Annotated in this window: 22 protein-coding genes; 12 read left to right on the top strand and 10 right to left on the bottom strand. The window is 70.2% G+C overall.

Annotated elements, in window-relative coordinates:
• The first annotated feature begins 374 nt into the window (after positions 1-374).
• Positions 375-1,250, top strand: a complete 876-nt coding sequence (locus JIW86_RS22245) for an HAD family hydrolase (protein WP_215143446.1) — start codon at positions 375-377, stop codon at positions 1,248-1,250.
• 392 nt (positions 1,251-1,642) lie between these two features.
• On the opposite strand, the gene JIW86_RS22240 is transcribed toward JIW86_RS22245, so the two are convergent.
• Complete coding sequence (locus JIW86_RS22240; protein WP_215143444.1) at positions 1,643-2,464, bottom strand: oxidoreductase; 822 nt, start codon at positions 2,462-2,464, stop codon at positions 1,643-1,645.
• Between the two features lie 109 nt (positions 2,465-2,573).
• Between JIW86_RS22240 and JIW86_RS22235 the strand changes: the two genes are divergently transcribed.
• On the top strand, positions 2,574-3,626 hold the full coding sequence (locus JIW86_RS22235) for an ATP-binding protein (RefSeq protein ID WP_257555611.1): 1,053 nt from the start codon (positions 2,574-2,576) through the stop codon (positions 3,624-3,626).
• Here the strand turns inward: JIW86_RS22235 and JIW86_RS22230 are convergent.
• Positions 3,580-4,890 (bottom strand): hypothetical protein, encoded by a 1,311-nt coding sequence (locus JIW86_RS22230; protein WP_215143442.1) that lies wholly within the window; start codon positions 4,888-4,890, stop codon positions 3,580-3,582. The genes JIW86_RS22235 and JIW86_RS22230 overlap by 47 nt on opposite strands.
• A gap of 236 nt (positions 4,891-5,126) precedes the next feature.
• Here JIW86_RS22230 and JIW86_RS22225 point away from each other — a divergent pair, with 236 nt between their 5' ends.
• From JIW86_RS22225 to JIW86_RS22205, 5 genes are all read left to right on the top strand, one after another.
• On the top strand, positions 5,127-7,535 hold the full coding sequence (locus JIW86_RS22225) for a SulP family inorganic anion transporter (RefSeq protein WP_257555609.1): 2,409 nt from the start codon (positions 5,127-5,129) through the stop codon (positions 7,533-7,535).
• A gap of 166 nt (positions 7,536-7,701) precedes the next feature.
• Entirely contained in the window at positions 7,702-9,705 is a 2,004-nt protein-coding gene (acs, locus tag JIW86_RS22220; RefSeq protein ID WP_257555608.1) for an acetate--CoA ligase, read from the top strand.
• Positions 9,706-9,924: 219 nt separating this feature from the next.
• On the top strand, positions 9,925-11,334 hold the full coding sequence (nhaA, locus tag JIW86_RS22215; protein ID WP_257555606.1) for a Na+/H+ antiporter NhaA: 1,410 nt from the start codon (positions 9,925-9,927) through the stop codon (positions 11,332-11,334).
• A gap of 50 nt (positions 11,335-11,384) precedes the next feature.
• A complete protein-coding gene (locus JIW86_RS22210) occupies positions 11,385-11,843 on the top strand; it encodes a phage holin family protein (RefSeq protein WP_215143436.1) in 459 nt (152 codons plus the stop codon).
• The gene (locus JIW86_RS22205) at positions 11,840-12,811 is read left to right on the top strand and encodes an alpha/beta fold hydrolase (RefSeq protein ID WP_257555605.1); all 972 of its coding nucleotides are present in this window, start codon (positions 11,840-11,842) and stop codon (positions 12,809-12,811) included. The genes JIW86_RS22210 and JIW86_RS22205 overlap by 4 nt, the downstream gene beginning before the upstream one ends.
• 312 nt (positions 12,812-13,123) lie before the next feature.
• On the opposite strand, the gene JIW86_RS22200 is transcribed toward JIW86_RS22205, so the two are convergent.
• The 3 genes from JIW86_RS22200 to nth all read right to left on the bottom strand — a co-directional run bounded on the left by JIW86_RS22200 (position 13,124) and on the right by nth (position 16,106).
• Positions 13,124-14,326 carry a MarP family serine protease gene (locus JIW86_RS22200; protein WP_215143432.1) on the bottom strand — a complete coding sequence of 401 codons (1,203 nt, stop codon included), beginning with the start codon at positions 14,324-14,326 and terminating at the stop codon, positions 13,124-13,126.
• 13 nt (positions 14,327-14,339) lie between these two features.
• Positions 14,340-15,092, bottom strand: coding sequence for an NUDIX hydrolase (locus JIW86_RS22195; protein WP_416237585.1), 753 nt, complete (start codon positions 15,090-15,092; stop codon positions 14,340-14,342).
• Between the two features lie 120 nt (positions 15,093-15,212).
• Complete coding sequence (gene nth / locus JIW86_RS22190; protein ID WP_257559392.1) at positions 15,213-16,106, bottom strand: endonuclease III; 894 nt, start codon at positions 16,104-16,106, stop codon at positions 15,213-15,215.
• Positions 16,107-16,339: 233 nt separating this feature from the next.
• Here nth and JIW86_RS22185 point away from each other — a divergent pair, with 233 nt between their 5' ends.
• Positions 16,340-17,014 (top strand): Crp/Fnr family transcriptional regulator, encoded by a 675-nt coding sequence (locus tag JIW86_RS22185; RefSeq protein ID WP_003981529.1) that lies wholly within the window; start codon positions 16,340-16,342, stop codon positions 17,012-17,014.
• Positions 17,015-17,123: 109 nt separating this feature from the next.
• A complete protein-coding gene (locus JIW86_RS22180; protein WP_257555601.1) occupies positions 17,124-17,927 on the top strand; it encodes a nucleotidyltransferase domain-containing protein in 804 nt (267 codons plus the stop codon).
• A gap of 26 nt (positions 17,928-17,953) precedes the next feature.
• Here the strand turns inward: JIW86_RS22180 and JIW86_RS22175 are convergent, their stop codons facing one another.
• From JIW86_RS22175 to JIW86_RS22160, 4 genes are all read right to left on the bottom strand, one after another.
• A complete protein-coding gene (locus tag JIW86_RS22175; RefSeq protein WP_215143427.1) occupies positions 17,954-18,799 on the bottom strand; it encodes an MBL fold metallo-hydrolase in 846 nt (281 codons plus the stop codon).
• Entirely contained in the window at positions 18,796-19,698 is a 903-nt protein-coding gene (locus JIW86_RS22170) for an NUDIX hydrolase (RefSeq protein WP_257555600.1), read from the bottom strand. The genes JIW86_RS22175 and JIW86_RS22170 overlap by 4 nt, the downstream gene beginning before the upstream one ends.
• A gap of 172 nt (positions 19,699-19,870) precedes the next feature.
• Positions 19,871-20,344, bottom strand: coding sequence for a RidA family protein (locus tag JIW86_RS22165; protein ID WP_215143423.1), 474 nt, complete (start codon positions 20,342-20,344; stop codon positions 19,871-19,873).
• Positions 20,341-20,502 (bottom strand): DUF4177 domain-containing protein, encoded by a 162-nt coding sequence (locus tag JIW86_RS22160; protein WP_007264966.1) that lies wholly within the window; start codon positions 20,500-20,502, stop codon positions 20,341-20,343. The genes JIW86_RS22165 and JIW86_RS22160 overlap by 4 nt, the downstream gene beginning before the upstream one ends.
• A gap of 53 nt (positions 20,503-20,555) precedes the next feature.
• Between JIW86_RS22160 and JIW86_RS22155 the strand changes: the two genes are divergently transcribed.
• Together JIW86_RS22155 and JIW86_RS22150 are read left to right on the top strand one after the other, a co-directional pair.
• Positions 20,556-21,539 (top strand): ArsA family ATPase, encoded by a 984-nt coding sequence (locus tag JIW86_RS22155; protein WP_257555599.1) that lies wholly within the window; start codon positions 20,556-20,558, stop codon positions 21,537-21,539.
• Positions 21,536-22,780, top strand: coding sequence for an ArsA family ATPase (locus tag JIW86_RS22150; protein ID WP_257555598.1), 1,245 nt, complete (start codon positions 21,536-21,538; stop codon positions 22,778-22,780). The genes JIW86_RS22155 and JIW86_RS22150 overlap by 4 nt, the downstream gene beginning before the upstream one ends.
• 36 nt (positions 22,781-22,816) lie before the next feature.
• On the opposite strand, the gene JIW86_RS22145 is transcribed toward JIW86_RS22150, so the two are convergent.
• Positions 22,817-23,167, bottom strand: coding sequence for a WhiB family transcriptional regulator (locus JIW86_RS22145; RefSeq protein ID WP_257559391.1), 351 nt, complete (start codon positions 23,165-23,167; stop codon positions 22,817-22,819).
• 397 nt (positions 23,168-23,564) lie between these two features.
• Between JIW86_RS22145 and JIW86_RS22140 the strand changes: the two genes are divergently transcribed.
• Positions 23,565-25,835 carry a transglycosylase domain-containing protein gene (locus JIW86_RS22140; protein ID WP_215143417.1) on the top strand — a complete coding sequence of 757 codons (2,271 nt, stop codon included), beginning with the start codon at positions 23,565-23,567 and terminating at the stop codon, positions 25,833-25,835.
• Positions 25,836-25,839 lie beyond the last annotated feature (4 nt).

Here is a 25,839-nt window from a genome sequence, read left to right as displayed (position 1 = left end):
GAAGTGGATCTTGCTCGAAAACTGTGGACACCGAGTCGATTGTGAATAACCCGATCACCCTCGCAGGTGAGTTCCGGAGCGCGCCGGAACCGCTACGCTCCGTCACGAGTCTGGACAGGTGAGGGCCTTCGCCGTGGAGGCGCCGTGAGACAAGGAGGGCCGCAGGGATGGTCACTTGGGGCCGAAGGCAGGGACGCGAACCGCGTCCGGACATGCGACGACCCCCGCCGGGGGGGAGAGCGGGGGTCGTCCCCACGGTCCGACTCGGGGGGGGAGGAGCCAGACCGGGTTAGCACGGTCGCGAACGATCCGTGACTTCCATGGTGTACCCGAGAGCCTTCTCAGGCAAACCCACGCGCCACACCTTACGCCGAATGGTGGGCGCATATGCTCGGAGCGTGGAAAATCAGCCCTTGCCGCACTCCTCGCCTCGTACCGCAGCCTTCTTCGACCTGGACAAGACGGTCATTGCGAAGTCGAGCACCCTGACGTTCAGCAAGTCCTTCTACCAGGGCGGCCTGATCAACCGGCGAGCCGTGCTGCGCACCGCGTACACGCAGTTCATCTTCCTGGCCGGCGGCGCCGACCACGATCAGATGGAACGGATGCGCGAGTACCTTTCCGCCCTCTGCAAGGGGTGGAACGTGCAGCAGGTCCGGGAGATCGTCGCGGAAGCCCTGCACGACCTCATCGACCCGATCATCTACGACGAGGCCGCGTCCCTCATCGAGGCCCATCACACCGCGGGACGCGACGTGGTGATCGTGTCGACCTCCGGCGCGGAAGTGGTCGAGCCGATCGGGGAGATGCTCGGCGCCGACCGCGTCGTCGCCACGCGCATGGTCGTGGGCGAGGACGGCTGCTTCACCGGCGAGATCGAGTACTACGCCTACGGACCCACGAAGGCGGAAGCCGTCCGCGAGCTCGCGGAGTCCGAGGGATACGACCTCGACCGCTGCTACGCCTACAGCGACTCGGCCACCGACATCCCGATGCTGGAGGCGGTCGGACACCCGCACGCCGTCAATCCCGACCGCGCGCTGCGCCGGGAGGCGCTGGCACGGGAATGGCCGGTGCTCGTGTTCAACCGTCCCGTGCGGCTGAAGCAGCGACTGCCCGGACTGTCGCTGACCGCGCGGCCCGCGCTCGTCGCCGCAGCCGCCGTGGGCGCGGCGGCCGCCACCGCAGGGCTGGTCTGGTACGCGAGCCGGCGCCGGGCGAATGCGCTGGCCGCCGCCACGTCCGCCTGAATGTCCTGACCTGGGGCGATACAGGCTGTCCGGTTCGCCCCGGCTCGCCCTGGAAAGTAAAAAAGTGGAGCCAGGGGTTTCGCCTGGCTCTCAAGCGGAGTACAAATAAAGCAACGGCCCGCGAGACCAAAGAACATCCGAGAGGATCATCTTTAAAACGCAGTAAGGCCCACGGACCGAAGCATGAACGCCGAGCACCCACGCGACGTCGACCCGTCGATTACGGGCCAGCCGCACCAGGTGACGGGCAAAGTTCCCGACCTGATGGGCAACCTTCGAGGACGCTTGGTAACTGGGCGTAAGTGCCAGCGGCGACACCAAAGCAAGACGGTGTCGCCGCAACCCATGTCCGGGCAAAAAACCTCCGGAACCGCAGGGAACCTCGGGAAACCTCAGGCCGCGCCGCGCTGCAGCGCCTCGCAGACCGCCGTCGACTCGCGCACACCGAGTTCGATGGCGCGGCCGCAGTGGGCGATCCAGGCGGCCATCCCCTCCGGGGTCCCGGAGACGTAACCCTCGAAGGCGGCCAGGTACGCGTCCCGCCCCTGTTCCGCGTGACCGACCTCCGCCGGGCAGATCGCCTTCGGGTCCAGACCGCTGTTGATCAGGACGATGCGCTCGGCCGCCCGCGCCACCAGGCCGTTGTAGGTGGCGAAGGGGCGCAGGGCCAGCAGCTCCCCGTGCACCACCGCCGCCGTGATCAGCGCCGGGGCGGAGCCGCCCGCGATGATCAGGCGGGACAGGCCGTCCAGCCGGCCCGCGACCTCCTCGGCGCTCGGCAGCGGGAGCTCCACCAGCGGTTCGTCCACCGGCTCGCCCGCCAGGCGGGGCCGGCCCACCACGTCCCCGTCCGTCGTCGACCCCGACGCGACCAGGTGGAGCCGCGCCAGAACCCGTAGCGGCGACTGGCGCCAGATGCTCAGCAGCTGACCGGCCTCCGCCGTGAGCCGCAGCGCGGCGCCCACCGTCAGCGCCTCGGGCTCCGAACCGAAGTCGGTCCGGCGCCGCACCTCTTCCAGCGCCCAGTCCGCGCCGGACAGGGCCGCGCTCCCGCGGGCACCGCGCAGCGCGGCCTCCGAGGTGATCTCGCCGCTGCGGCGGCGCATGACCCGGTGCCCGTAGACCCGGTCCACAGCCTTGCGTACGGAATCCACGGACTCGGCGACACCCGGCAGCCCGGCCAGGGCGGCCAACGGGTCAGAAGTGCTACTCATAAGTAGGGAGCCTACGCACTGCGCGCCCGTGGCACCGACCCCTCCTTGGAGTGGTCTTCTTCACTCACCTTGACAACTCACCGCTGTCAACCCACTACGCTTGGTGAACATGAAGATCGCTTTCGTGGGAAAGGGCGGCAGCGGCAAGACGACGCTGTCCTCCCTCTTCATCCGCCACCTCGCCGCCAATGAAGCCCCTGTCGTCGCGGTGGACGCCGACATCAACCAGCACCTGGGCACCGCCCTCGGGCTCGGCGAGGACGAGGCCGCCGAACTGCCCGCCCTGGGGGCGCACCTGCCCCTGATCAAGGACTACCTGCGGGGTTCCAACCCGCGCATCGCGTCCGCCGACACGATGATCAAGACCACGCCGCCCGGCCGGGGTTCGCGCCTGCTGCGGGTCACCGAGGACAACCCGGTGTACGAGGCCTGCGCGCGCACGCTCCTGCTCGACGAGGAGCCCGTACGGCTCATGGCCACGGGGCCGTTCACCGAGGCCGATCTGGGCGTGGCCTGCTACCACTCCAAGGTCGGGGCGGTCGAGCTCTGCCTGAACCACCTCGTCGACGGCCCCGACGAGTACGTCGTCGTCGACATGACCGCGGGCTCCGACTCCTTCGCCTCCGGCATGTTCACCCGCTTCGACGTGACCTTCCTGGTCGCCGAGCCGACCCGCAAGGGCGTCTCCGTCTACCGCCAGTACAAGGAGTACGCACGGGACTTTGGAGTCTCGCTCAAGGTCGTCGGCAACAAGGTGCAGGGCCCGGAGGACATCGAGTTCCTCCAGGACGAGGTCGGCGAGGACCTGCTGGTCACCGTCGGGCACTCCGACTGGGTGCGGGCCATGGAGAAGGGCCGGCCGGCCGCCTTCGAGCTGCTGGAGGCAACGAACCGGCTCGCCCTCCAGTCCCTCCAGGACGCGGCCGACGACTCGTACGCGCACCGCGACTGGGAGCGGTACACCGAGCAGATGGTGCGGTTCCACCTGAAGAACGCGGAGAGCTGGGGCAACGCCAAGACCGGGGTCGACCTGGCTGACCAGATCGACCCCGGCTTCGTGCTGCGCGAAGGGGCCGCGGGGGCCGTAGCGGGAGGGGACGGAGCCGAGGCTCTCGTCAGTCCTCGTCCGCCCCGGCTTCGACCGACTCCTCAGCCGGCTTGACCCCGGCGGGGGCCGCCGGCGGTGCGGGCGGCGGCCCCGCGGTCAGGAACTTCGCCCAGCCCTCCTTCGGCGTCTCGCCGACGTCGAGGGTGCGCATCCACTCCACGGTCTTGGGGTCCTGGGCGTCCAGCCAGTCCGCCAGCTCGCGGAACGGCACGCAGCGGACCTCCTTCTGGGTGCACATGCCCTTGATGGACTCCTCTACGGCGCGCATGTAGGTGCCGCCGTTCCAGGACTCGAAGTGGTTGCCGATGATCAGCGGCGCCCGGTTGCCCTGGTAGACGCGGTCGAAGGCCTCGCGCAGGCCGTCGCGCATCTGGTCGCCCCAGTACGCGTGCTGCGAGGGGTCGCCCTGCGAGGTCGTTCCGGACTGATTTGTCATGAAATTGTAGTCCATGCTCAGGGTCTCGAATGCGCGGCCCGGCACGGGCACCAGCTGCAGCGGGATGTCCCAGAGACCGTCCGTCTTCTTGGGCCAGATCTGCTTGCTGATGCCGCTGGAGTCGTAGCGGAAGCCCAGGTCCTTCGCCGCCAGCATGAAGTTCTTCTGGCCTTCGAGGCAGGGGGTGCGGGCCCCGACGAGCTCCTTGTCGTAGTCGAAGGGGAGCGCCTGCATGTCCTTCAGCCCCGCGTTGGTCTTCCAGTTCTTGACGAAGGACTTGGCCTGGCTGATCTCGCTCTTCCACTCGGCCACGGACCAGGTGCCGACGCCGCCGTCGGGACCGCAGAAGTGGCCGTTGAAGTGGGTGCCGATCTCGTTGCCCTCGAGCCAGGCCCCGCGCACCTGGGTGGCGGTGTCCTTGATGCCCTGGAGGTCGCCGAAGCCGATGTCGGAGCGGCCGGACTCGTGCTGCGGGGCGGTATAGAGGGAACGCTTCTCCTCCGGGAGCATGTACACGCCGCTGAGGAAGTACGTCATCCGGGCGTTGTACTTCTTGCCGACCTCGCGGAAGTGCGAGAAGAGCTTCTGGCTGTCCTCGCCGGCCCCGTCCCACGAGAACACCACGAACTGCGGGGGCTTCTCACCGGGCTTCAGCTTCTGCGCCGTCTGGACCTTCGGCTGCGCGCCCGTGTACGCGGTCGAACCGTCGCCGATGGGCCGGTTGACGCTGCCGGGGGCCTCGGGGGCGGCGGCGCCCTTCCGGGCGTTCTCGGGGCCGGGGGCCGGGGACTTGGCGGGCTCCGATCCGCTGCACCCGGCCACTCCCAGGACCAGCGCCGTGGCCACCAGGCCGCCGGCGATCTTCTTCGTGGCGGCGATCATCCGCCCCACCTCTCCCTCGCAGTTCCGTCGCAGGACTTCCGCGCCGCAACGTCCCATGCGGTCCGCCATGAAGAAGATGTGACAAGCCGTACAAAATGCTTAATCACCCTGGAGGGTTAATTCATAGGCCATTTGCCCGTATTACCCACCAGAGGCCTTTACTCTCCATTACCATCCATTTACCGAGTGTTGAGACTCCCGCCGCTTCATCCCTCCCCCAGAGGAGACGGGACCTTATGACAGCCACCTCACCCACACCCACAGACGAAGAGATCCAGGCGCAAGAGATCCAGGCCCAGGAGATCTGCGCCAAAGCGATCCGCTCCAAGTCCCGCGAGCAGGCCCGCAAACAGGCCCGCAAGGACCTGCCCGCGGACCTCTCCGCCTCCATCGCCGTCTTCCTGATCGCCCTGCCGTTCTCCCTCGGCATCGCCCTGGCCACCGGGGCCCCGCTCCAGGCCGGGCTGGTCGCCGCGGCCGTCGGCGGGATCGTCGCCGGACGGCTCGGCGGCGCCCCGCTCCAGGTGAGCGGACCCGCGGCCGGACTCACGGTCGTCAGCGCCGAATTGATCCAGCACTACGGGTGGCGTACCACCTGTGCCGTCACCGTGCTCGCCGGCATCTGCCAGCTGGGCCTCGCTCTGCTGCGCACCGCCCGGTCGGCGCTCATGGTCAGCCCGGCCATCGTGCACGGCATGCTCGCCGGCATCGGCGTGACCATCGCGCTGGCCCAGCTGCACATCGTGCTCGGCGGCACTCCGCAGAGCTCCGCCGTCGCCAACGTCATCGGGCTGCCGGACCAGTTGGCCGATCTGCATCCGGTCGCGCTCGGCGTCAGCGTGCTGACACTGCTCGTCCTGTTCAGCTGGCCGAAGCTGCCCGGGCGGGCCGGCCGCGCCCTGCGCAAGGTGCCGGCCGCGCTCGCCGCCGTGGCGACGGCCACCGCGTTCGCCGCCCTGACCGGCCTGAGCCTGCCCCGGGTGGACCTGCCGTCCTGGCGCAGCCACGCCCTGCCCGAGCTCCCCGAGGGCCCGGTCCTCGGCATCATCGCCGCCGTCCTGACCGTCACCCTGGTCGGCAGCGTCGAGTCCCTGCTCTCCGCAGTCGCGACCGACAAACTGATCGCCTCCGAGCGGGGTACGGGCAACCGCCCGCCGCGCGCCGACCTCAACCGGGAACTGCGGGGACAGGGCGCGGCGAACATCGTCTCCGGCGCGCTCGGCGGACTGCCCGTCGCGGGCGGGGCCATGCGCAGCGTGGCGAACGTCAAGTCCGGCGCCGTCAGCCGGCGGTCGGTCATGCTGCACGGCCTGTGGGTACTGCTCGCGGCGGGACTGCTCGTCCCCGCCCTCGACCTGATCCCGCTGGCCGCGCTGGCCGCGCTGGTGATGGCGGTGGGCGTGCAGATGGTGAGCGCCACGCACCTGCGTACCGTCACCCGGCACGGCGAGATCGTGGTCTACGGCACGACCATCGTGGGAGTGGTCCTCGGCGGGGTCCTGGAGGGCGTGGCCATCGGCATCGCGGTGGCGGTCGCCCTGGCCCTGCACCGGCTGGCCAGGACCCGGATCACGGTGGAACAGCTGGACACCGGTGTCCACCGGGTATGGGCGCGCGGGCAGTTGACCTTCCTCGCGGTGCCGCGGCTGAGCCGGGTGCTGAACCAGATTCCGCACGACGGGCGTGTGGTGGTCGAGCTGGACGGCTCGTTCATGGACCACGCGGCATACGAGACGCTGCAGGACTGGCAGGACTCCCACCTCTCGCACGGCGGATCGGTGGAGGTCACCGGCCGCCGAGCCGACGGGGCCCAGCGCTCCGACCTCGGCCGGCGGACCCCGCAGCGCGGCGGACACCAGTGCTGCCGTCCCTGGACCCCGTGGCAGAACCACTGCGACCACCAGGCTGCCGACACCCTTGCGGACCAGGCCACCGCTGTCGTACCGGCAGCCCTGGCGCCGCCTGCGCGGCGGCGCGGCGCCGGTCAGCTGGCCAACGGGATCGGCGCCTTCCAGCGCGACACCGCACCGCACGTACGGGACGAGCTGGCCCGCCTGGCCCGCGAGGGGCAGCGGCCCTCCCAGCTCTTCCTCACCTGTGCGGACTCCCGCCTGGTGACCAGCATGATCACGGCCAGCGGACCGGGGGACCTGTTCACGGTCCGCAACGTCGGCAACCTCGTCCCGCTGCCGGGCGCCGAGTCCACCGACGACTCCGTCGCTGCGGCCATCGAGTACGCGGTGGACGTGCTCCAGGTCGACAGCATCACGGTGTGCGGGCACTCGGGCTGCGGAGCCATGCAGGCGCTGCTCAACTCCTCCCCCGGAGCCCCCATGACCCCGTTGCGCCGCTGGCTCCGGCACGGGCTGCCCAGCCTGGAGCGGATGGCCAGCCGGCACCACGCCTGGGCCAGGATCTCGGGCCGGCTCCCGGCGGACGCCGTGGAGCAGCTGTGCCTGACCAACGTGGTGCAGCAGCTGGAGCACCTGCGGGCCCACGAATCGGTGGCCAGGCGGCTCGCCGAGGGCACGCTGGAGCTGCACGGGATGTACTTCCACGTGGGCGAGGCCCAGGCCTATCTGCTGTCCGAGGGCGAGGACTTCTTCGACTGCCGGGTCTTCGACACGGTCGGCCAGAGCGCCTGATTCGCGACGACATCACGGCACGTTCGAACCGATACCCTCCGGTATCCGTGCAATCGCTTGGCCCCTTTCCGCACCCTGCAGCGGGAAGGGGCCGTCGCACGCACCTGGACGTGCTATAGGTCTAAACCAATTCTCGGCTACCTCTTGTCACCCGGGCCGCTGACTGATGAGCTATGCCGGGGACACAACGGACACCCTGGGAAAGGGATATGTCGTGAGCAATGAAAGCCTGGCCAATCTGCTCAAGGAGGAGCGGCGGTTCGCACCGCCCGCCGATCTGGCCGCCGCCGCCAATGTGAAAGAGGCTGCGTACACACAGGCCGACGCGGACCGGCTGGGCTTCTGGGCCGAGCAGGCCCGGCGGCTGACCTGGGCCACGGAGCCGACCGAGACGCTCGACTGGACGAACCCGCCCTTCGCGAAGTGGTTCGCGGACGGCAAGCTGAACGTCGCGTACAACTGCGTGGACCGGCACGTCGAGGCCGGCAACGGCGACCGTGTCGCCATCCACTTCGAGGGCGAGCCCGGCGACAGCCGCGCGATCACCTACGCCGAGCTCAAGGACGAGGTCTCCAGGGCCGCCAACGCCCTGTCCGAACTGGGCGTCCAGGCCGGGGACCGCGTCGCCGTCTACCTGCCGATGATCCCCGAGGCGGTCGTGGCGATGCTCGCGTGCGCCCGTATCGGCGCCGCGCACTCCGTGGTCTTCGGCGGCTTCTCCGCCGACGCCGTCGCCTCCCGCATCCAGGACGCGGACGCCAAACTGGTCATCACCGCCGACGGCGGCTACCGCCGCGGCAAGCCCACCGCCCTGAAGTCGGCCATCGACGAGGCCGTCGGCAAGTGCCCGCAGGTCAAGCACGTGCTGGTGGTGCAGCGCACCGGCCAGGAGACCGCCTTCACCGAGGGCCGGGACGTCTGGTGGCACGACGTGGTCGGCCGGCAGTCCGCCGAGCACACCCCGCAGGCCTTCGACGCCGAGCACCCGCTCTTCATCCTCTACACCTCGGGGACCACGGGTAAGCCGAAGGGCATCCTGCACACCTCCGGCGGCTACCTCACGCAGGCCGCGTACACCCACCACGCGGTCTTCGACCTGAAGCCGGAGACCGACGTCTACTGGTGCACCGCCGACATCGGCTGGGTGACCGGGCACTCGTACATCGTCTACGGGCCGCTCGCGAACGGCGCCACCCAGGTGATGTACGAGGGCACGCCGGACACCCCGCACCAGGGCCGGTTCTGGGAGGTCGTGCAGAAGTACGGCGTCACCATCCTCTACACGGCGCCCACGGCCATCCGTACGTTCATGAAGTGGGGCGACGACATCCCCGCGAAGTTCGACCTGTCGAGCCTGCGCGTACTGGGCTCGGTCGGCGAGCCGATCAACCCCGAGGCCTGGATCTGGTACCGCAAGCACATCGGCGGCGACCGCTGCCCGATCGTGGACACCTGGTGGCAGACCGAGACCGGCGCGATGATGATCTCCCCGCTGCCCGGCGTCACGGAGACCAAGCCGGGCTCGGCGCAGCGCGCGCTGCCCGGGATCTCCGCCACCGTCGTGGACGACGAGGCGAACGAGGTCCCGAACGGCGGAGGCGGCTACCTGGTCCTGACCGAGCCGTGGCCGTCGATGCTGCGCACCATCTGGGGTGACGACCAGCGGTTCATCGACACCTACTGGTCGCGGTTCGAGGGCAAGTACTTCGCGGGCGACGGTGCCAAGAAGGACGAGGACGGCGACATCTGGCTGCTCGGCCGGGTGGACGACGTGATGCTGGTGTCCGGCCACAACATCTCGACGACCGAGGTCGAGTCGGCGCTCGTCTCGCACCCCTCGGTCGCCGAGGCGGCCGTGGTCGGCGCCAACGACGAGACCACCGGCCAGGCCATCGTGGCCTTCGTCATCCTGCGCGGCAGCGCCTCGGAGACCGACACCCTGGTCGCCGAGCTGCGCAACCACGTGGGTGCCACGCTCGGCCCGATCGCCAAGCCGAAGCGGATCCTGCCGGTCCAGGAGCTGCCGAAGACCCGCTCGGGCAAGATCATGCGCCGCCTGCTGCGCGACGTGGCGGAGAACCGCACGGTCGGCGACGTCACCACGCTCGCCGACTCCTCGGTCATGGACCTGATCCAGAGCAAGCTGCCCTCCGCTTCCAGCGAGGACTGAGCAGGACCGACGGGCCGATCGGCTCAGGGGGGTGTCCGGCGCACAGCGCGCCGGACACCCCCCTCCCGTTTAAGGTGAAGATCACCCGATACGACTGCGCGCACCCTGTAAAGTAAGAGAAACGTCAATATTTGACATCTTTAACTCTCTAGGTGCGCCGGGAAGTCTGGTCGGCAACTGCATTCGTCATGCCGTCGACCAACCGGAGGTGTCCCACCCGTGGCCGCGCCCAACCCCACCGACCACCAGAGCCGCAAGTTCCTCGGACGGCTCTCGCTGCCCGAGCGCCGGTTCGTCGCCGACGCCCTGCGCACCGAGACCGTCGGCGGTGTTCTGCTTCTCGTGGCCGCCGTTGCCGCCCTGATCTGGGCGAACACCCCCGCCCTGACGGAGAGCTACCAGACCGTCCGGGACTTCCACATCGGCCCCGCGTTCCTCGGCCTGGACCTCTCGATCCAGCACTGGGCCGCCGACGGCCTGCTGGCGATCTTCTTCTTCGTGGCCGGCATCGAGCTCAAGCGCGAGCTGGTCGCGGGCGACCTGCGCGAACCGAAGGCCGCCGCCCTCCCCGTCATCGCCGCGATATGCGGCATGGCCGCCCCCGCCGGGGTCTACGCCCTCGTCAACATCTTCGGCGACGGTTCCATGAGCGGCTGGGCGGTCCCGACCGCCACCGACATCGCCTTCGCGCTCGGCGTCCTCGCGGTCATCGGCACCTCACTGCCCTCCGCCCTGCGCGCGTTCCTGCTCACCCTCGCCGTCGTCGACGACCTCTTCGCGATCATCATCATCGCGGTGTTCTTCACCAGCGAGATCGACTTCCCGGCCCTCGGCGGCGCGGTCGTGGGCCTCGCCCTGTTCTGGTTCCTGCTGCGCCGGGGCGTCCGCGGCTGGTACATCTACGTTCCGCTCGCCCTGGCCGTCTGGGGCCTGATGTACAACAGCGGTGTCCACTCCACCATCGCCGGTGTCGCCATGGGCCTGATGCTGCGCTGCACCCGCAAGGAGGGTGAGACCCAGTCCCCCGGCGAGCACATCGAGCACCTCGTACGGCCGATTTCGGCCGGTCTCGCCGTACCGCTCTTCGCGCTCTTCGCCGCCGGGGTCTCCCTCTCCGACGAGGCCATCGGCCAGGTGTTCACCCGGCCCGAGACCCTCGGTGTGGTCCTCGGCCTGGTCGTCGGCAAGACGGTGGGCATCTTCGGCGGCACCTGGCTGGCCGCCCGCTTCACCAAGGCCGAACTGAACGACGACCTCGCCTGGCCGGACGTACTCGCCGTCGCCTCGCTCGCCGGGATCGGATTCACCGTCTCGCTGCTGATCGGCGAACTCGCCTTCGCCGGCGACCCGATCCTCACCGACGAGATCAAGGCCGCCGTCCTGATCGGCTCCCTCATCGCCGCTGTGATCGCCTGCGTCCTGCTCAAGCTCCGCGACCGCAAGTACCGTGCGCTGACCGAGGCCGAGGAGCGCGACGAGGACCACGACGGCATCCCGGACATCTACGAGGAGCACACCCCGGCGTACCACCTGCGGATGGCGAAGATCCACGAGGAGAAGGCCGCGGAGCACCGCCGCCAGGCCGAAGCGGCGGCCGGGTCCAGCATCGGGGGCGACCGTCCGGCATGATCTGACGAAGGACGGCGTACAGACGCGGCAGACGACAAAAGGAGAGAGCGATGAGCGCAGTGGACCAAGGGGCGCAAGGAGCCGAGCGCACACTCGGCCAGCTGGTCGCCTCGGCCACCGCCGAGATGTCGGCCCTGGTGCACGACGAGATCGCCCTCGCGAAGGTGGAGATCAAGCAGGACGTCAAGCGCGCGGGCATCGGCAGCGGTGCCGCGATCGCCGCGGGCGTGCTCCTGCTCTTCTCCCTCCCCGTACTGAGTTTCGCCGCGGCCTACGGGATCCATAACCTCGGGCTCGGGCTCGCCTGGTCCTTCCTCATCGTCGGCGTCGCGTTCTGGCTGCTCGCGGGCCTGGTCGGGCTCCTCGCCTACGTGAAGTTCAAGAAGGTCAAGCCGCCGGTGAAGACCATCGAGGCGGTCAGGCAGACCGCCGCCCTCGTCGCCACCGTCAAGCCCCACGAGCGACCGGTGAGTGACAAGGCTGTGGGTGTGGCACGCTCGTCCTCATGACAGTGCCCTCGCCGGACCCCAGCAATCCGCCCACCGCCGCCTCGGCGATCCGGCTCGATCTGCCCGGCGGTCAGGCGGTGACGCACCGGGACGTCGCCGCCAACGGCGCCCGCTTCCACGTCGCCGAGCTCGGTGACGGGCCGCTGGTGTTGCTGTTGCACGGCTTCCCGCAGTTCTGGTGGACCTGGCGGCACCAGCTGACCGCGCTCGCCGACGCCGGCTACCGGGCGGTCGCGATGGACCTGCGCGGAGTGGGCGGCAGCGACCGCACCCCGCGCGGTTACGACCCCGCCAATCTGGCGCTCGACATCACCGGGGTCGTACGGTCCCTCGGCGAGCCGGACGCCGCGCTCGTCGGGCACGATCTGGGCGGCTACCTCGCCTGGACCGCGGCCGTGATGCGGCCCAAGCTGGTGCGCCGCCTGGTCGTCTCCTCCATGCCGCATCCGCGCCGCTGGCGCTCGGCGATGCTGTCCGACTTCGGTCAGACCCGGGCGAGTTCGCACATCTGGGGCTTCCAGCGGCCGTTCGTCCCCGAGCGGCAGCTCGTCGCCGACGACGGGGCCCTCGTGGGGGAGCTGATCCGCGACTGGTCGGGTCCGCGGCTCCAGGAGGACGGCGCCGACGAGGAGGCACTCGCCGTGTACCGGCGGGCGATGTGCATCCCTTCCACCGCACACTGCTCGATCGAGCCGTACCGGTGGATGATGCGGTCGATGGCACGGCCCGACGGCCTCCAGTTCAACCGGCGCATGAAGCGGCCGGTGCGCGTGCCGACGCTGCACCTGCACGGCTCGCTCGACCCGGTGATGCGCACGCGGAGCGCGGCCGGATCCGGGCAGTACGTCGAAGCCCCGTACCGGTGGCGGCTGTTCGACGGTCTCGGGCACTTCCCGCACGAGGAGGACCCGGTGGCCTTCTCGACCGAGCTGGTGAACTGGCTCAAGGACCCCGAACCGGACCGCTGATCGGTATGACGAGCATTCAATTGCCTCGCGCATAGGCCAATTGGCCGCCTCGTACGGGGTTACCGACCATGGGGCACGGGCACAGCTCGGAGTATGGGCTGGACGCACGACTACGGTGACACCGCACACGAACGCCGCTCGGCAGCGACGCCGGGCGCCCACGGGAGGACCGGCCGGCACGGCCACGACCTCCACCTCGGGATTCCACGCATCCTGCGCCGCCGGGCCCTCTGGGTCTCGGCGCGCCTGCGTCATCCGCGGACGTAGAGACCTCATGACCAGCCGGTCCCTCGCGGGCCCGGCGTCTCGGTCTCAGAGGGCGCAGCCCTGGCTGTCGACCCGCTGTTCGGCGCTCCGGCCGATCCGGATGTCGTCGCGGATCTCGTCCACGGTCAGGGCGTAGCCGGTGTTCGGGTCGTCGAGGGACTTCGCGAACACGACCCCGTACACCTTGCCGTCGGGCGTCAGCAGCGGGCCGCCGGAGTTGCCCTGGCGGACCGTCGCGTACAGCGAGTAGACGTCGCGCCGGACGGTGCCCCGGTGGTAGATGTCCGGGCCGTTGGCGTTGATCCGGCCGCGGACGCGGGCGGAGCGGACGTCGTACGCGCCGTTCTCCGGGAAACCGGCGACGATCGCGTCGCTGCCGCTCCCCGCGTCCCTGTCGGTGAACTCCAGCGCCGGCGCCTTCAGCTTGGGCACGTCCAGGACGGCGATGTCGCGCTCCCAGTCGTAGAGCACGACCTTGCCGTCGTACAGCTTGCCCTCGCCGCCGATCTGCACGGTCGGCTCGCCGACCCCGCCGACGACGTGCGCGTTGGTCATCACCTTGCCGGGCGCGAAGACGAAGCCCGTGCCCTCCAGCACCTTGCTGCAACTGGGCGCGGTGCCGACGACCTTCACGATCGAGCGCTTGGCCTGCTCGGTGATCGGGCTGCTGGCGAGCGCCGGATCGGGCGCCTTCACCTCGGTGATGGGCTCGTTGGAGAACGGGCTGAACACCTGCGGGAAGCCGTTCTGCGCCAGGGTGGAACTGAAGTCCGAGAACCACGTGTTCGCCTGTGCGGGCAGCACCCGCGACACGCCCAGGAGCACCCTGGAATTACGGACTTCCTTGCCCAGCGTGGGAAGTGACGTCCCGGCGAGCGCGGAGCCGATCAGCCAGGCCACCAGCAGCATCGCGACCACGTTGACCAGGGCTCCGCCGGTCGCGTCGAGCACGCGCGCCGGTGACCAGGTGATGTGGCGGCGGAGCCGGCTTCCGAGGTGGGTGGTGAGGGCCTGGCCGATCGAGGCGAAGACGATGATCACGACGACGGCGATCACGACGACCGTGGTGGACACCCGGGTGCCGTTGTCCGTCACCTGGTCCCAGATCAGCGGGATCAGGGACACGGCGATGAGGCCACCGCCGAGGAAGCCGATCACCGACAGGATGCCGACGACGAACCCCTGGCGGTAGCCGACGATCGCGAACCACACGGCAGCGAGCAGCAACAGGATGTCCAGCACGTTCACGTGGGTCACCGTCTCACGCGCGCCAGTCGAGCGGGACGTGACGTGAGCGGTCCCACGGCCGTTCCCACCCGGCGAAGTGCAGGAGCCGGTCGATCACCCCGGCGGTGAAGCCCCAGACCAGAGCGGATTCGACGGTGAAACCGGGCCCGAGGTGACCGCTCGGGTGGACGGCCGTGACCCGGTGCTCGGGGTCCGTGAGATCGGCCACGGGCACCGTGAAGACGCGGGCCGTCTCGGCCGGGTCAACGGCGCCGATCGGGCTCGGGGTGCGCCACCAGCCGAGGACCGGGGTGACGACGAACTCGCTGACCGGGATGTAGAGCCGGGGCAGCACCCCGAAGAGCTGGACACCGGACGGGTCGAGCCCGGTCTCCTCCTCGGCCTCGCGCAGCGCGGCGCGCAGCGGGCCGGTGGTGTGCGGATCGCCGTCCTCCGGGTCGAGGGCGCCGCCGGGGAAGGACGGCTGGCCCGCGTGCGAGCGGAGGGTGCCGGCGCGCTCCATGAGCAGCAGCTCGGGCCCGCGGGGCCCTTCGCCGAACAGGACGAGCACGGCGGACTGCCGCCCGCGGCCGTCCTCGGGCGGCAGGAACCGGCTCAGCTGGGGCGGCTCTATGGTCCGGGCGGCCTCGACGACGGGATCCAGCCAGGCGGGCAGGCCGTCGGTGCTCAGAGCCGTCCCGTCACGCTCGCCGCTCCGGCCGCCGTACGACGCCTCGGACGCGTCGGCGTCGGCCCGGCGGTTCTGCGTAGCCCCAGTCATAGGCATCCCTGTCCGTGTTTTCCCACAACGCCAAACGCGGTGCGGGTACCGATTCGTTCCACAGGTGCGGCGCAGCTGCCGGGTCTCGCCCTCAACCCCACGCCCCGATCTCCGGCGAGGCCGGATTCAGGCCGGGGCGGAGCCCAGGGGCGGAGCCGGGAGGCCCGGGTAGTCCGGGGGCGGGGTCAGGCGCTGGCCCGGCTGGCCGCCCTTCTCGTACTTCAGCAGCTTCCGCGCCTTCTCCGGGTCCGTCTCGCCCTCCCCGTACGCCGGGCAGAGCGGGGCGATCGGGCAGGCCCCGCAGGCGGGCTTGCGCGCGTGGCAGATCCGGCGGCCGTGGAAGACGACGCGGTGCGAGAGCATCGTCCACTCGCTCTTGGGGAAGATCGCGCAGATCTCCGCCTCGACCTTCTCCGGGTCCTCCTGCTCGGTCCACTTCCAGCGGCGCACCAGCCGGCCGAAGTGCGTGTCCACGGTGATCCCCGGAACTCCGAACGCATTGCCGAGGACCACGTTGGCCGTCTTGCGGCCGACTCCGGGCAGGGTGACCAGGTCCTCGATCCGGCCCGGCACCTCCCCGCCGAAGTTGTCCCGCAGGGCCTGCGACAGCCCGAGCAGGGACCTGGACTTCGCCCGGAAGAACCCGGTCGGCCGGATCAGCTCCTCCAGATCCTCCGGAGCGGCCGCGGCCATGTCCTCGGGGGTCGGGTAGGCGGCGAAGAGGGCCGGGGTCGTCTGGTTCACCCGCAGGTCCGTGGTCTGCGCGGACAGCACGGTCGCGACGAGCAGCTCGAACGGGTTGCGGAAGTCGAGCTCCGGATGGGCGTACGGATAGATCTCGGCCAGCTCGCGGTTGATGCGGCGCGCCCGGCGCACCATGGCCAGCCGGGATTCCGGCCTCGCCGCGGAGGGCTTCACGGCCGGTTTCTTGGCCGAACCTTTGCCCTCGGAGGCGGGCGGAGCCTTCGCGGACACCTTCACGGGGGCTTGTTCGCCCACGGCTGAATTATGGGCCGCCATCACTCCTGCGGACCCCTTGGCCTGTGCTCTCACCGGCTTATTGGACACCCGGCCAGCCTAAGCCCGGCCGCTGACACCCGCCCGGACCTCAGGTAACACCACCCTGATTGGTCTCTCACCACACAGCACGCGCGTCCGTCCGGCATCCTTAGTAGTGATTGATCGCACTGTTTGAGCCGTCCGGCAAAATGGGAGACCGGTCCCCTGAGCTGGTCGACATAGGAGAGAGACTCGTGGACGACGTTCTGCGGCGCGCCCCGCTCTTCGCGGCGCTCGATGACGAGCAGGCCGCGGAGCTCCGCGCCTCCATGGGCGAGGTGACCCTCGCACGCGGTGACGCCCTGTTCCACGAGGGCGATCCCGGAGACCGGCTGTATGTCGTGACCGAGGGCAAGGTGAAGCTCCACCGCACCTCCCCCGACGGCCGCGAGAACATGCTGGCCGTCCTCGGCCCCGGTGAGCTGATCGGCGAACTGTCGCTGTTCGACCCGGGCCCGCGCACCGCCACCGCCACCGCGCTGACCGAGGTCAAGCTGCTCGGCCTCGGGCACGGTGACCTCCAGCCCTGGCTCAACGCCCGGCCCGAGGTCGCGACCGCGCTGCTGCGCGCCGTCGCCCGGCGCCTGCGCAAGACCAACGACCAGATGTCCGACCTGGTCTTCTCCGACGTCCCCGGCCGCGTGGCGCGGGCGCTCCTCGACCTGTCGCGCCGGTTCGGCGTGCAGTCGGAGGAGGGCATCCACGTGGTGCACGACCTCACGCAGGAGGAGCTCGCGCAGCTCGTCGGCGCCTCTCGCGAGACCGTGAACAAGGCGCTGGCCGACTTCGCGGGCCGCGGCTGGCTCCGCCTCGAGGCTCGCGCCGTGATCCTGCTGGACGTGGAGCGGCTGGCGAAGCGGTCGCGCTGACGCCCTCGGCTTCGTGAAGGCCCCGCCCGTACCTCGGGCGGGGCCTTCGTGCGTTCGGAAGCTGCGCCGTTGCGGCTGGATTTGCCGAGGAACCAGGCACAGTGGAGGCATGGAGCACAGAGGCCTGGACGCGTACGGGTACTTCGAGCGGGAGGGGTCCCTCGGCAAGGTGCAGGGGGAGTTCAGGGGCGTCGTCGCCGCCGCGCGGGAGCGGGTCGGCGACGCGTACGGGCGGCGGCTGCACAGCGCCTACCTGTACGGCTCCGTGCCGCGCGGGACGGCCCGGCCCGGCCGGTCCGACCTCGACCTGCTGCTCGTCCTGCACCACGAGCCCGCTGGCGAGGACCGGGACGCCGCCGACGTGCTGGCGCGCGGGCTCGACGAGGACTTCCCGGAGATCGACGGGGTCGGCATCCTGCTCCAGGACAAGGCCGCCGTGCTCAGCGAGGCGGAACGTTTCGACCTGGGCTGGTTCCTCGCCTGCCTGTGCACCCCGCTGCTCGGCGCCGACCTGGCCGAGCACCTGCCGCGCTACCGCCCGGACAGCCTGCTCGCCCGGGAGACCAACGGCGACCTGGCCGGCCTGCTGCCCACGTGGCGGACGAGGGTGCGGGAGGCCTCGGCCCCGGACGAGTACCGCAAGCTGAGCCGGATCTTCTCGCGGCGCCTGGTGCGCACCGGATTCACCCTGGTCATGCCGCGGTGGGGCGGCTGGACCAGCGATCTCGCCGAGTCCGCGGAGATCTTCGGGACGTACTACCCGGAGCGCGCGGCCCAGATGCGGGCGGCGGCCGCCGTGGCCCTGGACCCGGTCGCGGACCCGGCCGTGCTGCGCACCTACATCGAGGACCTCGGGCCCTGGCTCGCGGACGAGTACACGGCCCGGCACGGCGCCAAGAACCGCCGGGGCTAGCCGGGCCCGGGGAAAGGGACCAGGAGCTACTCGGGGCCGCCGGGGATCAGCCCGTGCTCCTGGAGGTACTCCAGCTGCGCCCGTACGGACCATTCCGCGGCCGGCCACAGGGAGCGGTCCACGTCCGCGTACACGTGGGCGACGACCGCCTGCGGGGTGACGAAGCCGTCCTCGACGGCGGTCTCGACCTGGGCGAGGCGGTGTGCGCGATGGGCCAGGTAGAACTCCACGACGCCCTGGGCGTCCTCCAGGACCGGCCCGTGGCCCGGCAGGACGGTGTGCACGCCGTCGTCCACGGCGAGCGAGCGCAGACGCCGCAGGGAGTCCAGGTAGTCCCCGAGCCGGCCGTCGGGGTGCGCGACGACGGTGGTGCCGCGGCCGAGGACCGTGTCCCCGGTCAGGACGGCCCGGTCGGCGGGCAGGTGGAAGCAGAGCGAGTCGCTGGTGTGCCCGGGGGTCGGGACCACGCGCAGCTCCAGGCCACCGGTCCTGATCACGTCCCCGGCGGCCAGACCCTCGTCGCCCAGCCTCAGGGCCGGGTCCAGGGCGCGGACCTTGGTGCCGGTGAGCTCGGCGAAGCGGCCGGCGCCCTCGGCATGGTCGGGGTGGCCGTGGGTGAGCAGGGTCAGGGCGATCCGCTTCCCGGCCTGCTCGGCGGTGTCGATGACCGCGCGGAGGTGGGACTCGTCCAGCGGGCCGGGGTCGATGACGACGGCCTGGGTGGATCCGGGCTCGGAGAGCAGCCAGGTGTTGGTGCCGTCCAGGGTCATCGCGGAGGCGTTGGGGGCCAGGATGTTGACCGCGCGGGAGGTGGCGGGCCCGGAAGTGACGATTCCGCGGGGCTGGCCGGGCAGTGCGGCGGCGTCGGTCATGAGGAGCCTCCGAGGCGCACTCGTTTGGTGAACTCGTCGTGGCCCGGCCAGCTGAGCACCAGCTCGCCGTTCTCCAGCGAGGCCTGGGCCAGTACGGGGGTCAGGTCCTGCGAACCGGCCGCGGCGAGCGCCTCGGCGGCGCTCCCGTACGGCTCCAGGGAACGCAGGGTGGAGATGGTGGGCGGCATCATCAGCAGCTCGCCCTTGTCGTACCCGTCGGCGGCGTCGGCCGGACGGATCCACACGGTCCGGTCGGCCTCGGTGGAGGCGTTGCGGGTGCGCTGGCCCTCGGGGAGGGCGGCGACGAAGAACCAGGTGTCGTAGCGGCGCGGCTCGAACTCCGGGGTGATCCAGCGCGCCCAGGCCCCGAGCAGGTCGGAACGCAGCCGCAGGCCGCGGCGGTCCAGGAACTCCGCGAAGGACAGCTCCCGCGCCACGAGCGCCTGCCGGTCGGCCTCCCAGTCGTCGCCGGTGGTGTCGCCGACGACGGTGTCCGGAGTCTCGCCGGCGAGCAGCACGCCCGCCTCCTCGAAGGTCTCCCGTACGGCGCCGCAGACGATGGCCTGCGCGGTACGGGCGTCCGTGCCGAGGCGGCGGGCCCAGTCGTCCCGGCTCGGGCCCGCCCAGCCGACCTGGTGCTCCTCGTCGCGCGGGTCGACCCCGCCGCCGGGGTAGGCGTACGCGCCTCCGGCGAAGGCCATGGAGGCCCGTCGGCGCAGCATGTGCACGACGGGTCCGGCGGGGGTGTCGCGCAGCAGCATCACGGTGGCGGCGCGTCTCGGGTCCACCGGGACGAGGGAACCGTCCGCGAGCGCGCGGATGCGGTCGGGCCACTCCGGCGGGTACCACTGGCCTCCGGCGGGGGGCTGGGCCTGGGGCTGCTGCTGACCATTCGGCATGCCGGGATGCTACGGCCATCCGGCCCGATGTTCGAGGGTCATCCCCGGCGGCGGCCCAGGTGTCCGGCTGCGACGCCGCCGCCGGGGCTCCGCCCCGGACCCGCGCCTCGAACGCCGACGGGGCCGGAATGGCGCAGCGCGCCACCCGGCCCCGTACGGAAAAACGGCGGGATCAGGCTCCGGCCACCAGCTCGACCTGGATCTCGACCTCGACCGGGGCGTCCAGCGGGAGGACCGCCACGCCGACCGCGCTGCGGGCGTGGACGCCCTTGTCGCCGAGGACGGCGCCCAGGAGTTCACTCGCACCGTTCAGCACGCCCGGCTGGGCCGTGAAGTCGGGGGCCGAGGCGATGAAGCCGACGACCTTCACGACACGCGCGATCTTGTCGAGGTCGCCGACGATCGACTTGACGGCGGCGAGGGCGTTCAGCGCGCACGTGGCGGCCAGCTCCTTGGCCTGCTCCGCCGAGACCTCCGCGCCGACCTTGCCGGTGACCGGCAGGTTGCCCTTGATCATCGGGAGCTGGCCCGAGGTGAACACGTACGAGCCCGACCGCACGGCCGGCTGGTACGTGGCCAGCGGCGGGACGACCTCGGGCAGGGTCAGGCCGAGCTCGGCCAGCTTCGCCTCGACGACGCCGCTCATGCCTTCTCCCGCTTGAGGTAGGCCACGAGCTGCTCGGGGTTGTTCGGCCCGGGCACGACCTGGACGAGCTCCCAGCCGTCCTCGCCCCAGGTGTCCAGGATCTGCTTGGTGGCGTGGACCAGCAGCGGGACGGTCGCGTATTCGAACTTCTTGGTCATGGGAGCGAGGGTAGTGCCTGCGGTCCGGGGCGAAGGAATTAGGCTCGGACGCTGTGAGCAGGCTCCAGGTGGTCAGCGGCAAGGGCGGCACCGGCAAGACCACGGTCGCCGCGGCACTCGCGCTTGCCCTCGCACGCGAGGGCAAGCGGACTCTTGTGGTGGAGGTCGAGGGCAGGCAAGGGCTCGCGCAGCTCTTCGGTGCCGAGGCGCTCCCCTACGAGGAGCGGAAGATCGCCGTGGCGCCAGGCGGCAGTGGTGAGGTCTTCGCGCTCGCCATCGACGCCGAACGGGCGCTGCTGGACTACCTCCAGATGTTCTACAAGCTCGGCTCGGCGGGCCGCGCGCTCAAGAAGCTCGGCGCCATCGACTTCGCGACGACCATCGCCCCCGGGCTGCGCGACGTGCTGCTGACGGGCAAGGCCTGCGAGGCGGTGCGGCGCAAGGACAAGGCGGGCCGGTTCGTCTACGACCACGTGATCATGGACGCGCCGCCGACCGGGCGGATCACCAGGTTCCTGAACGTCAACGACGAGGTGGCGGGCCTGGCCCGGTTCGGGCCGATCCACAACCAGGCCCAGGCCGTCATGAAGGTGCTCAAGTCCCCCGAGACGGCCGTGCACCTGGTCACCCTCCTGGAGGAGATGCCCGTCCAGGAGACCGCGGACGGCATCGCGGAACTCCGGGAAGCCGGGCTTCCGGTGGGCCGGGTCGTCGTCAACATGGTGCGCCCGCACCATCTGGACGAGGACACCCTGAGGTCCGCGGCCGAGGACCACCGGGCCGGAGTGGCCCAGGCGCTGTCCCGTGCGGGCCTGGGCGGCGCGCGCCGCGGCGGACTGGCCGAGCGGCTGGTGGACCCGCTGCTCGCACAGGCCGCCGAGCACGCGGGCCGGGTGGAGCTGGAGCGCGCGCAGCGCACCGTACTGGCGGGCCTGAACCTGCCGACGTACGAACTGCCCCTGCTCGGCGCGGGGATGGATCTGGCCGGGTTGTACGAGCTGGCCAAGGAACTGCGGAAGCAGTCGGTGGCCGAATGAGCGAGGGGGTGGACACCGTGGGCCTGGACACTCCGCCGCGGCTGGGGGTCGACGGGCTGCTGGACGACCCGCAGACCCGGATCATCGTGTGCTGCGGGGCGGGCGGGGTCGGCAAGACCACCACCGCCGCGGCCCTGGGCGTACGGGCGGCCGAGCGCGGGCGCAAGGCGGTCGTGCTCACCATCGACCCGGCGCGGCGGCTGGCGCAGTCGATGGGGATCGATTCGCTGGACAACACCCCGCGCAAGGTCACCGGGGTGGGGACCGGGACCGACGGCGAACTGCACGCCATGATGCTGGACATGAAGCGGACCTTCGACGAGATCGTCGAGGCGCACGCGGACGGCGAGCGGGCCGAGGCCATCCTCGCCAACCCCTTCTACCAGTCGCTGTCGGCCGGCTTCGCGGGCACGCAGGAGTACATGGCGATGGAGAAGCTGGGGCAGCTGCGGGCCAGGGACGACTGGGACCTGATCATCGTGGACACCCCGCCGAGCCGGTCCGCGCTGGACTTCCTCGACGCGCCGAAGCGGCTCGGGTCCTTCCTGGACGGGAGGTTCATCCGGGTGCTGATGGCTCCGGCGAAGGTGGGCGGCCGGGCCGGCATGAAGTTCCTGAATGTCGGCATGTCGATGATGACGGGCACCCTGAGCAAGCTGATGGGTGCCTCGCTGCTCAAGGACGTCCAGACCTTCGTGGCCGCGATGGACACCATGTTCGGCGGTTTCCGCACGCGCGCGGACGCCACCTTCAAGCTGCTCCAGGCTCCCGGTACGGCCTTCCTCGTGGTCGCGGCTCCCGAACCGGACGCCCTGCGCGAGGCGGCGTACTTCGTGGAGCGGCTGGCCGCGGAGAAGATGCCGCTGGCCGGTCTGGTACTGAACCGGGTGCACGGCAGCGGCGCCGACCAGCTGTCCGCCGAACGCGCCCTGGCCGCCGCAGAGAATCTTGAAGAAGGCGGCATTGTCGATCAGGAGTCCGGGAAAGCTGGACTTCGTGACTCCGCCGACGACGGCTCCCCCGCCTCCGACGTGGACGAGATCACGGCAGGACTGCTCCGGCTGCATGCCGAACGGATGCAGGTGATCGCGCGTGAACAGCGCACACGCGATCGCTTCACCTCACTGCACCCCGAGGTGGCAGTGGCCGAAGTGGCGGCCCTGCCCGGCGATGTGCACGACCTCGCCGGGCTGCGGGCCATCGGAGAACGACTCGCGGCCGGGGTTCCGGCCGGAGCATAGGCATTCGGCGCTCGTACGACGTGGCGTCCGGGTGATCTACCCGGCTGCCGCGTACGTCTCGTACGGAACGTCGATCTCCTCATCGGCATCCATGGTCAGGATGCCCGTACTGCGCTCGTACTCCGTGCGGGCGGTTTCGAGCAGCCGTCGCCACGAGGTGACGGTGGGACGCCGGCGCAGCAGCGCACGACGTTCCCGCTCGGTCATTCCGCCCCACACACCGAACTCGACACGATTGTCGAGCGCGTCGGCCAGGCACTCGGTCCGCACCGGACATCCGGTGCACACCGCCTTGGCCCTGTTCTGTGCCGCTCCTTGAACGAACAGTTCATCCGGATCGGTAGTGCGGCAGGCTGCCTGCGCACTCCAGTCGGTAACCCAGCCCATCCCGGCGCCGTCCTCTCCCGAATCGAGGCTCCCCCACGGCGGCAGCGGCATATTCACCGCTGCCAGTTGAGGACGTTACGGAAGGCGAGCACAGTGCAACACCCCCGACGGGCCCAATCTTGAATGGTCCGAACGGACTATGGGTAAGCGGCAGATCACCCGACGGAGTGATCGGACGACATGCCCGACCATTCCGGCGATTCGGGTGAAATCACCGAGTCGTCAGTGGTGTGCACTCGACACAGGGGGCGGGATTCGGACATGAGTCCACCCCATTCGGGAAGGGTGAAAATCAAGCCGAGGGGTTGATGTCGGACCGCGCTGCTGTGACAGTTGAGGACAGCTTAGGCCAAGGCATTCGCGCGTGTCCGGCGAATGAGAACGTAGGCTGCCCTCCATGGGAAAGAAGCGCTCGGGCGGCGGGCTCACCGGGAGCCAGCAGGCCGCCAAGTTCCTCGGGGTGTCCGTTCTCTCCGGAGTTGTGCTGGCCGGCATGGCGATTCCGGCGGCAGGCGCCCTGGGGCTCGCGGCCAAGGGCACGGTCGAGGGATTCGATGAGATCCCGGCCAATCTCAAGACTCCGCCGCTGAGCCAGCGGACCACGATTCTGGACTCCGAAGGTGGCTTGATCGCCACTGTCTATTCGCGTGACCGGCAGGTGGTTCCCCTCACGGCGATCTCCCCGTACATGCAGAAGGCAATCGTCGCCATCGAGGACTCGCGTTTCTACGAGCACGGTGCGGTCGACCTGAAGGGCATCCTGCGCGCGGTCAACCGCAACGCACAGGAGGGCGGCGCCGCACAGGGCGCCTCCACGCTTACGCAGCAGTACGTGAAGAACGTGTTCGTCGAAGAGGCCGGCGACGACGAGACCAAGGTGCGCGAGGCCCAGGAGAAGAGCCTCGGCCGCAAGATCCGCGAGCTGAAGTACGCGATCCAGGTCGAGGAGGAACTCGGGAAGAAGAAGATCCTCGAGAACTACCTCAACATCACGTACTTCGGCCAGCAGGCGTACGGAATCGAATCCGCGGCCCAGCGCTACTTCAGCAAGCCGGCCAAGGACCTGACCCTGGAGGAGTCCGCGATGCTCGCGGGCGTCGTCCAGTCGCCGAGCCGGTACGACCCGGTGAACGACGGGCAGGAGGCGATGAAGCGCCGCAACATCGTCCTCCAGCGGATGGCCGACATCAAGGACGTCTCGCAGGCGGAGGCGGACGCGGCGAAGGCGAAGCCCGTCACGCTGAAGGTGACCAGGCCCAAGAACGGCTGCATCACCGCGGTCAAGGGCGCGGGCTTCTTCTGCGACTACGTCCGCAACACCTTCCTGACCGACGCGGCCTTCGGCAAGACGCGCGAGGAGCGGGCCAAGGTCTGGAACCAGGGCGGCCTGACGGTCCGCACCACCCTGGACCCGCAGTCGCAGGACGCGGCCAACGAGTCGATCAAGGACCACGTCTACCAGGAGGACTCGATCGCGACGGCTGTGACCATGGTCCAGCCGGGCACCGGCCGGGTGCTGGCGATGGGGCAGTCCAAGCCGTACGGCTTCGGGAAGAACGAGACGCAGATCAACTACTCCGTGGACAAGCGGATGGGCGGCTCGAACTTCGGCTTCCAGGTCGGCTCCACGTTCAAGCCGTTCATCGCGGCCGCCGCCATAGAGCGGGGCATGCCGGCGACCAAGGTGTACCCGGCGCCGAACAAGATGGACTACCCGAGCCCGGTCCAGAAGTGCGACGGCACCAACTGGCTCAACCTGCCGCTCTCGAACGGCAAGCTGCAGACGGCCGAGAACGAGACCGAGGACGAGGTCGGTCCGTACGCGATGAGGACGGCGATGGAGAAGTCCATCAACACCTACTTCGTGCAGATGATCTCGGAGATCGGCCTCTGCCCGGTGACGGAGATGACGCAGAAGCTCGGCGTGATCTCCGCCAACGGCGAGAAGCTGGTGGAAGCCCCCTCGATCGCGCTGGGCTCCGCCGAGCTTTCCCCGCTGACGATGGCCAACGCGTACGCGACCTTCGCCAACCGCGGTGTCTACTGCACCCCGGTCGCCATCGAGTCGATCACGGACGCGCACGGCAAGGCGCTCGCCGTGCCGAAGGCCAAGTGCGAGCGCGCGATGGCGACCGAGACGGCCGACACCATCAACACCCTGCTGCGCGGAGTGGTCGACTCCGGTACCGGTGAGCGGGCCGGTCTGACCGACCGCGACAGCGCGGGCAAGACCGGTACGACGGACTCCCGGTACAACGCCTGGTTCGTGGGCTACACCCCGAACATCTCGGGTGCGGTGTGGGTCGGCTCGGGCGGCGCGAAGAAGATCACGATGGAGAACATCGAGATCGGCGGCAAGCCCTACGAGAAGGTCTTCGGCGGCGGTCTGCCCGGCCCGATCTGGAAGGACGCGGTCACCGGCGCACTGGCCGGACGCGAGTCCCCCGTCTTCACCACGGTCAGCATCCCGGAACCCGTGCTCCCCGGCGGCAACCCCGGCGGCCGGCCGACCACGAACCCGAGCAAGCCCGGGAAGCCCGGCAAGCCCGGCGGTGACAACAAGCCCGGCGGACGGCCCGGCGGTACGACCGGCGGCCCCACCCCGGACAACCCGTTCCCCGGGATCACGATCCAACCGGGCCTGATCGGCGGCCGCGACACCCAGTAGGCGG

Origin of the sequence: Streptomyces sp. NBC_00162 (assembly GCF_024611995.1) — a bacterium.
Lineage (GTDB): Bacteria > Actinomycetota > Actinomycetes > Streptomycetales > Streptomycetaceae > Streptomyces.
The sequence above is the reverse complement of the archived record's forward strand: the minus strand, read 5'-3'. Positions and strand labels throughout refer to the sequence as shown.